Source organism: Candidatus Hydrogenedentota bacterium, from assembly GCA_035416745.1.
In the GTDB taxonomy this organism is placed as follows: domain Bacteria; phylum Hydrogenedentota; class Hydrogenedentia; order Hydrogenedentales; family SLHB01; genus UBA2224.
Map to the genome: position 1 here is coordinate 1 of DAOLNV010000144.1, position 8,425 is coordinate 8,425.

Consider the following 8,425-nt stretch of genomic DNA (forward strand, 5'->3'; position numbering starts at 1 on the left):
AATTCCCTGGCCGCGTTGAGCCGTATCCAATGGCCTACTCGTGCCGAAATATGTAAGGCTCCGGAATTGATCTTGCGTCTCGGCTTACGGAATCCAGAAGCATCTGCTTGGTGAATTCTTCGATTTCCTCCGGGTCAAGCATGCAGACAGCGGTCTCCAAGTCCCAATAGTTATAGTGTAACAAGCGCGAACGTATGTCTTTGTAGTCAACCATGATCTTTCTCTACATCCAAACCAACTTAGCGATAGTGCTCTACATTTCAAGAACGACGCAGGGCGTCTCCAAATAGGTGGACCCAAAGCCACGAGCATCGAGTCGCCCTCTATGCTCGCTGAGCGTTGGGTTCAGAATCCACTGCCTGCGCTTCAGACATATCAACAGGCACCAGCTTCGCCACGGCGTCCACCTTGGCTTGGGGCGCGAGGTGGGCGTAGTGGCGCTCCGTCATGACGATGGAGGTATGGCCCAGAAGGTCCTTCACCACGTAGAGGTCGACCCCCTTCTGCACAAGCTTTGACGCAAAGTGATGCCGTAGGTCGTGCCAGCGAAAGTTCTTGATCTTTGCACGCCCCAAGACATTCTCCCATGCCCGCTTGATGTTGTCGAACTTGCCCCCTTCGGGGCTTTCGAAGACAAGTCCTTCAGCTTTGGTCTGATCCTTCCATTTGCGCGCTACCTCAAGGATGAATGGGTTCAGAGGTATATGCCGCGTATTACTGGTCTTTGTGATGCTACCGCGCACAGTAAGCATAGCCTTGTCCAAATCGACATCCGACCACTCCAAGCCAAAGAGCTCGCCGCGGCGGATCCCCGTGTGCATCGACAGAAGGACCATGGGCTTGATGTGGTCGGCGAAAGCCAGTTTGTCGAGGTCGGTAAGTTCCTCACGGTGACGCTCGCGGCGCCACTCGTTGCCCGATTTCCGGGCCTTTCGGATGTCATGCTCGCGGCTATCGAGCGCAGCAAGGAGGGCTACTTCTTCGTGGGGCTCCAAGTAACGCACCTTGGCGCCGCCCTCTTCTTTCAAGGCCTTTACGGACTTGAGGGGATTCTCTTTGAGCTTCTTCCATTCGACGGCCCGAGACAGTGCCGATTTCAGCGCGGCCACGTCCTTGTTGACCGTTGCAGGCTTCACTTTGCCTTCCTTCAACCGATTGATGCGTTGTTTCTCGACGACCCAGGCGTTGATCTCATCGAGTTGCCTATCCAAGAGGTCAGGAAAGCCCGACTTGATCCGGCCTACCTGGAGCGCACCGGTCTTCCGGTGGGTTCTCATCCAGGGTAGATAGTCCTCGTCGAGAAACGTACGTAGGGTGTGTTGGGCACGGCTGCGCTTTTCCTCGTTGGGATCCTTCCCATCATTAACAATACCTTGTACTCTCTTGGCTTCATCGCGGGCCTTCTCGGGTGTCCACTTCTTCGTGGTGCCGATAGTGTAACGGGAACGCCGGCCGGATTTGTCCCGGTACACGAGGCTGTATGTGCCGACTCCGGAAGGCATCATTCGCAGCGAGAAACCCGAGAGTTCGGTGTCTGTGACGTTGCAGGTTTGGGATTCCTTCCTAAGTTCGTTAAGGAGGCGCAATCCGATCTTTTTTTGCATAACCTGTCTCCGGCGAGTGCTTTGCAAGCGACCCTCGGTTTAATAGGCCGTGGGTCTCCAGGGTCAAATGTCTGGATCCACAGTGGATCCACTAGAAGTATACTCGAGGGAACGGCAGAAGACAAGAGTCAACATGACAAACATCGATCCTAGCCTTTATTTACAAGGCTATTAGCGATCTTGCTGTTCCTCGTTGTTCCTTCCGGTTTCTGGAGAAAACGACCTAAAATTCGGCCTGTCACGCCGAGGGTCGTGCGTTCGAGTCGCACCAGGCGCGCCATTTAAATGACTACGCGCCAGAAGTTTACGAAAGTGACCTCTGGCGCGTTTTTCTTCGCGATAGACTGCGCCACGGCAAAGACGCGGATCCCCAGAGCACGACCCAGCATCTCCGCCAGTGGCGATGCTGGCGCGGAGGACAGCTCTCACCGACAGGGGCATCAATCAAAGAGGCAAAGTGTGCGCCGCTGTTCTTCAAGATAGTGGCGGCCGCTTCTCGTTGCCGCTGGCGTTCAACGGACGGCGCACTATACTCTCGTCCTGAAGAGCATTCCGGGGGGCCGGAGCACCCACGATACATGGACAGTGCATGTGGAACATCAGCACCTGACCCGAATTGTGATAGCGGCGTCCTGGTGGATCTGTGTCATGCCAACCGAGGGGCTCGGCATTGGTTCGAGTTCCATCCAAGCTCCGGCCCCTACGACAGCTCGAACAAAGAGACGATTACGTGGCAGCATACTCGAAAATCTAAGATATAGAGCCAAGCCGTTTGTGCCGATTAACCCCTCGCTTTCGTGTAGTTAGATAATGTATGAAGGCGGGGCGAGGTGTTGTTCGCTGGTTGTCCAGGGGGCGGCACCCGTGTGCCGAATCTGGTATGCTATCCAGGGGAGGCGAGGTAAGGTATGGCCGAAACCTCTGACTACGTGGGCTCTCAAATCCGTTAGAGAGGGGAAACCCAATGACCATCGAAGAACGCTTAGCCGTTTTGGAATCGCAGCTCGCCAGCACCGCGCCGAAGGAGCTCCGGACCACCAAGCTCATTCTCACCGATGAGAACGGCAAGACTCGCGTGCAGATGTACGTGTCCAAGTCCAAGAACGGGCCGACTCTGCGCTTCCTTGACGAGAACGGCAAGACCCGTGGCGAGCTCTTCGTATCTGGCAGCGGGCCGGCGCTGTGCCTGGGCGACGAGAACGGCAAGACCCGTGGCCAGATGGCCGTGACTGGGGATGGGCCGACAGTGCAGCTGGCCGACGAGAACGGCAAACCGCGCGCGATGCTGGGCGTGTCTAAAAGCGGGCCGTTGTTGATCCTGATCGATGAGAACGGCAAGACCCGCGGGCAGATGACCCTGACTAAGGATGGGCCGGCACTGCAACTGGCCGACGAGAGCGGTGCGACGCGCGTCGAGGTGAGAGTACTGGCCGAGGGACCTTCACTGGGCATGGGCGACGACAAAGGTGGGCTACGCGCTCAGATGGTCGTGACTGAGGACGGTCCGGCGATTCGTCTAGGCGACGAGAACGGCGATTTCATATGGTCCGCCCCGTAACAACGGGGTGTGCGCCCGAGGTGCTGGGCAACATTAACGATGTGCTGACGGAACTGGCAAAACCTCTTTCCGCGTTTTCCGCGCTCACGCCAGTCTCGATGTACGCTCTGCACGGCCACGCGTTGGGCAGTTGCTGACTGTCTCGTGCGGGGAGGCGACTGCCGCATCTCTTGCACCAACCGTGAAGTGAGCAGGCAAGCAGACGCCGCGCAAGAAGGCCGTGCTATTCCTGCTATTGGTGCTAGTCCCGGAGCTTAGCCCTTTCTGTGCACGCCTCCCCGGCCCGCGAGCAGCGAGGCGCCCGCTTGCCGCACAACCGCCGTCTGGTCATGAAACGTGGCGGCCGTGTGCATCCTGATTCGGGAGGGGCGCCGACCCCAACCGGTTTTCCGCTTCCAAAGCGAGCGAAGCAACCCGTCCATCAGACGGGGGCAAGGCCTCAGGGTTTCATTGCGGCGCTCGCTTACGAAACGCGGAGGCATGGCGTTATCTCCAGGTGACCTCTGGCGGCTTCCGTTTCGGCCACCGCGAGAACATCTGCTTCGGGTAGCCCAGCGCCAGGGCCCCGTGCACCCGGTGCGTCTTCGGGACACCGAGGAAGTCGGGTATGCTGCGGTCCCGTCCGCACGCCCCCACCAGGTATCCGACCAAGAAGCTCCCCAGCCCCATGGCCTGGGCGAGCAGCGACGCGTTGTGCAGCGCCAGCATCGCGTTGGCCTCGGGCAGGTGGATGTTCCGCTCGACATGAGCCACAATCAGACACTGCGCGCCGCGCAGAATAAAATCCTCGCCCTTTTTGTGGCCTTCGACCATGACCTCCATCTCGGGCACGAAGTCCAACAGGCTCTTGGCCTCGTGTCCCGACGTGAGCCGCACGATGCCGCGCACGAGCGGATTCCGCAGCTGCTTTGACATCTTCTCGAAGAACCGGACGGCCATGTCGCTGATGGCCTTCAATTCGTCCTTCTTCCGCACGACGATGTATTCGACATTCTGAAGGTTGTGCGCCGTCGGCGCGAGCTGCGCCGCCTCGATGATACGCTCCACTACCGGCTGCTCCACCTCGGCGTCCGTGAACACCCGCAACGACCTGCGCGCCCGTAGCATCTCCAGCACCTGGTCGCCCGAAGGCAGCAGGTCCGTCTTCACCGGGATGATGGCGCCTTCCGGGAACGATTCGTGATGGATAGCCCCCTGCCCGCAGATGGCCGCGCAATGTCCGCACGACGTGCACAGTTCCGCATGGACGGTCCTGGGGGCGTGTTCGCCCTCGACCAGGATGTTCTCCGGACACGTCAGGATGCACGCGCCGCACTGTTTGCACAGTCTTGCGTCTACTTCAATCTTGGCCATGGTTGATTCTCCCATCCAGCGCGTTCCGAGGCGTGGCCCGGCTCTGAAATCGCACGGGCCCCCTTCTTTTACGCTGATGCGCGCCGCCGCGTCAATCTGATGCTTGGTTCAGCAGCCCGGCGTTCGTATCGGTGATGGCGTCCACCGATCTGGGGGACTGACATGACACTGCCTTCGCCGGATACCCGAACCGATCGTGGTGGCCGGCTGTCCATCTCAAGCGAAAGACAAGTACGGGACCGTGTATAGTGAAGATATTCAACCGATGGTCAAGCCCTTGTAAAGGTAGCTGTTGAAGGCAGATTGTCAGCCGGGTCTTCGATTGTGATTTCCGTCTTCGTGCACGTCGGTTTGTGTTTCTGGCATTGACAGCGCGAGGCAGGCGCCACCCGCATCACCAGACCCGTTTACGAGACCGCTCGAATGCCTTGACCATACGTCATCCGCGTTAGAGATCTCCCGTAATAAGCCTCGCCGAGCGGTTCCACGTGAAGTAGCTCCACGCCCATTGTGTGAGGACAAGAATCCGGTTCTCGAACTGAATGAGGTTGGCAAGATGGACGAATAGCCATGCCAGCCACGCCAGCAACCCGGAAAGCTGAATTCGGCCCAGATGAGCCACTGCGGCAGACCTGCCAATTGTGGCCATCATGCCTGGGTCGCGATAACGAAAGGGTTTGGATGGTCTTCCTGCTAGACGTCCCTGGATAAGCTCAGCCACGTACTTGCCTTGTTGAATGGCTACGGGTGCGATCGCTGGAAGAGACGTGCCTTTGGCGCTCTTGCAGGCCGCAAGGTCTCCGATAATGAACACGTCAGGATGCCCCGGCACAGTCAAGTCGGGAGCGACCTCCACGCGACCGGCCGCGTCAATTCGGGAGCCCGCGCGTGCCGCCAGCATCCCGCCCAGAGGAGAAGCGCGGACCCCTGCGGCCCACAGGACGGTGAGCGTCGGGATGTTCTCTTCGCGTCCCGAGACTTCGACTGTGATGGACGCACTGTCTATGTCTTTCAGTTTGGCGCCAGTACGCACCGAGACGCCCAACCGGTCGAGGATTGCCGCGGCCTTTTCTGACAGCTTCTCTGGAAACGAAGGAAGCACGCGCGGCCCGAGCTCAAGGAGGATCACGCGCGCCTGGGAAGGATCAATCTTGCGGAACTCATTGCGGAGTGTGTGCTTAGCGATCTCACACAGGGCGCCGGCCAACTCCACGCCGGTGGGACCCGCCCCCACTATTATGAAAGTCAGAAGCGCCCGCAGCGCGTTCGGGTCCTGTGTTCGTTCCGCCGCCTCAAAAGCGAGGAGAATCCTCCGCCGGATCGTCGTCGCGTCTTCGATTGTCTTGAGGCCGGGCGCTAGCCCGGGCCAGTTATCGTGCCCGAAGTAGTGATGGGTGGCGCCTGCGGCCAGAATGAGCACGTCGTACGGCAGGGAGCCATCAGCGAGGATCAGGCGGCGGTTCTCAAGATCGATATCCACCGCGTCCCCCAGAAGCACTTGCACGTTTCTCTGCCGCTTGAAAATCGACCGGAGGGGAACGGCCACGTTCGCAGGAGACAACCCCCCCGTGGCAACCTGATACAGCAACGGCTGAAACAAATGGAAATTCCGCTTGTCCACAAGAGTAATGTGGACATCAGCATGTTTCAGATGCTGCGCCGCGTGAACTCCGCCAAACCCGCCGCCGACGATCACGACATGCGGTTTCTCTGTAATCGTGGTAGGCATGGCTCCAAAACTCGCACACAAGGTATCAGTTTGCGCTGCGCGGAACAAGCCGTACAACGGCCGAGTATTTTGACTTTACACGGACGCTACCGCCCACTCCTTAGAGCGAAACTAGCTAGTGAGGGTTTTTGTTCCCAACGGAGACGATGAAAGAGCTTGAAATAAGGGCAACAAGGGCTGCCCGCCCGGCTTAAGCGGACAGCCCTCTTTCCGTTTGCTTTGGCTGCGAATCGGGCTTGCGGTCCAGCCGCCATCACGCCTTCAATAGTATCACTTAATGCATATCCAGGCCGTGTGCGGATGAAGGGATTCGACCACTTCGCGTAGCAGCGTCGTACGTTCGTCTTCGGTGAACTTCCTTCGCAGGTTACTCACCGGAAGACGCGACAAGACGTGAGGCCGTAAACGAAACCCAGATATACGTGCCCGATACGTCGATGTCTGGACACATCAAGAGATTATGGCTATAATGATAACGTGTGCTGAAGTGAACGACGCTCATGTGCGGCCGAATTGCGCTTGCTTGGGGGTAGGACGAGAGGAATCTGACTATGTGGTTGTGCTCAAATCAAAACATCGCGCGTTTCATGGTTCTTGGGGCATGTGTTCTAGGTTCTCTTGTCTCATCAGCGGAAGACTGGGCTGCGAAACAACAGATCCGAAATGAAGAACGGGCTGCCTATCGGGAGGAAAGAGGCTATCTGGTTGACCCAAGCACTTCGACAACCTGCCAGATGGTTCGGGCTGCGGCCGAGTCAAGACGCCCACCCAAGGCGTCAAGTGTTTCAGCCCAAGGGAAGCCCAATACTTCGGAACAAGGCGTGTTTTCTGGAGTTCCAACGCAAGGAATTTCTGCCTTGGCTACACGGCCTGGTATTAATCCTGATATCCAGCAGTATTATAAATTATATTTCGGAGAAGAAGAGATCTGTGCTCTAAAGTCATTGTTCACAGCGTTTGGAAGACCCGTTGACCTGTCAAACAGTGAATGGGATTCTGTGTCGCATGAAGCAGCCTGTGATCTACAGAGTCTCTTGGGCGTCACAGCCGATGGTAAGACAGGCAGCAATACGCTATCTGCGCTATCTGCAGTTGTGAGGACGACAAATGAAGCACCTGATGACACATCATGTTATCGGGCGCCGGTCTTGACACCTCGGCAGGGCGATAAAGAAGACGATAGCGACAGTGGAAAGATTCCAAAACGCTTAATTGAGAGAGAAAAGCCGGAAGACAACGGCGGAATTGCCCCGTGGCGCATTCCCCGACTTGGCCAGCCCAATCAACCAAACACGGCAAGTGGACTGTCTGATTTCTCATCGAACTCGGGCCCGACTGAACTGCCTGTTGCTCCTGGCGAAAAACGTAAAGCCGAACCGTCAGGCCGTTACTTGGGAAACTGGAGTGCCAATCAGTTTGCACCGGATTCAACCAGTAATCGCTTTGGCGCTGGAAGCGAGCTCTCGCCTGATAGCGTGCGCAATAAACATGGCAGGTATGGCAGTCCTTACAGTAACGAATCCGCTAACAACCCCTATGCGACCAATGCCCCGCGTCTTTACGATAGCAAAGGCAATTACAGGGGGAAGCTTAGCACCAACCCTTATGACCCTGAATCAATCTCTAATCCCTATGGCCGGTACGGTAGCCGATTCAGCCCCGACAGCGTCAACAATCCATTTGGCGCAGGGAGTCCTTATTCTGCCGATAGTCCAACGAATCCATTCGGCCAGGGCTTGCGGATTCACGGCGAGAAGTAAACGCAAGAATCGACACGCCGCAGATTGTCTGACCTGCATTACGGAACGCGGAGTGGCATGGTCCCAAAAGCTTTACCAGCAGGTTTGAGAAAAATCCGGCTATTGCCTGCGATCTCTTGACTTTGCCCTAAACGAACTCCGCATAACCGCTACTCAATCCGTGAGCACATTGCGCTATTTCTGAAATGGTCTTGGGGTCCTTGCTTATGACCTTGCCCCTTTTGGCCCAGGATTTGAGGGTTTTGGCCTTCGTACCGACTTGGCACGGGGCATGCTACTTACCTAGTAACAGTCGCGGGGGAGTTGAGAGCGAATAGAGCTTTCGCCAGAGCGTAATGGGGTATAGTGACCCGGGACACGGCTTGCAGGCTCGTCAGGTCTTGTGACCGGGAGGAGCAGGCATGAAAACGACGTTCATAGC

6 protein-coding genes are annotated in these 8,425 nt (G+C 57.3%); 3 read left to right on the top strand and 3 right to left on the bottom strand.

Going from position 1 to position 8,425, the window contains the following annotated elements:
* Window positions 1–323: 323 nt before the first annotated feature.
* Window positions 324–1,604, bottom strand: coding sequence for a site-specific integrase (locus PLJ71_22035; GenBank protein HQM51369.1), 1,281 nt, complete (start codon window positions 1,602–1,604; stop codon window positions 324–326).
* Window positions 1,605–2,568: 964 nt separating this feature from the next.
* Between PLJ71_22035 and PLJ71_22040 the strand changes: the two genes are divergently transcribed.
* Window positions 2,569–3,162, top strand: a complete 594-nt coding sequence (locus tag PLJ71_22040) for a hypothetical protein (GenBank protein HQM51370.1) — start codon at window positions 2,569–2,571, stop codon at window positions 3,160–3,162.
* Window positions 3,147–3,299, top strand: a complete 153-nt coding sequence (locus PLJ71_22045; GenBank protein HQM51371.1) for a hypothetical protein — start codon at window positions 3,147–3,149, stop codon at window positions 3,297–3,299. The genes PLJ71_22040 and PLJ71_22045 overlap by 16 nt, the downstream gene beginning before the upstream one ends.
* A gap of 349 nt (window positions 3,300–3,648) precedes the next feature.
* Here PLJ71_22045 and PLJ71_22050 read toward each other — a convergent pair whose 3' ends face one another.
* Both PLJ71_22050 and PLJ71_22055 read right to left on the bottom strand, forming a co-directional pair.
* Window positions 3,649–4,515 carry a nitroreductase family protein gene (locus PLJ71_22050; protein HQM51372.1) on the bottom strand — a complete coding sequence of 289 codons (867 nt, stop codon included), beginning with the start codon at window positions 4,513–4,515 and terminating at the stop codon, window positions 3,649–3,651.
* Window positions 4,516–4,963: 448 nt separating this feature from the next.
* Complete coding sequence (locus PLJ71_22055; GenBank protein HQM51373.1) at window positions 4,964–6,244, bottom strand: NAD(P)/FAD-dependent oxidoreductase; 1,281 nt, start codon at window positions 6,242–6,244, stop codon at window positions 4,964–4,966.
* A gap of 551 nt (window positions 6,245–6,795) precedes the next feature.
* Here PLJ71_22055 and PLJ71_22060 point away from each other — a divergent pair.
* A complete protein-coding gene (locus tag PLJ71_22060; GenBank protein HQM51374.1) occupies window positions 6,796–8,004 on the top strand; it encodes a hypothetical protein in 1,209 nt (402 codons plus the stop codon).
* Window positions 8,005–8,425 lie beyond the last annotated feature (421 nt).

Coding starts and splice junctions, on each gene's coding strand:
- PLJ71_22045 (HQM51371.1), top strand. CDS start 3,147: ATGGTCCGCCCCGTAACAACGGGGTGTGCGCCCGAGGTGCTGGGCAAC.
- PLJ71_22035 (HQM51369.1), bottom strand. CDS start 1,604: ATGCAAAAAAAGATCGGATTGCGCCTCCTTAACGAACTTAGGAAGGAA.
- PLJ71_22055 (HQM51373.1), bottom strand. CDS start 6,244: ATGCCTACCACGATTACAGAGAAACCGCATGTCGTGATCGTCGGCGGC.
- PLJ71_22050 (HQM51372.1), bottom strand. CDS start 4,515: ATGGCCAAGATTGAAGTAGACGCAAGACTGTGCAAACAGTGCGGCGCG.
- PLJ71_22040 (HQM51370.1), top strand. CDS start 2,569: ATGACCATCGAAGAACGCTTAGCCGTTTTGGAATCGCAGCTCGCCAGC.
- PLJ71_22060 (HQM51374.1), top strand. CDS start 6,796: ATGTGGTTGTGCTCAAATCAAAACATCGCGCGTTTCATGGTTCTTGGG.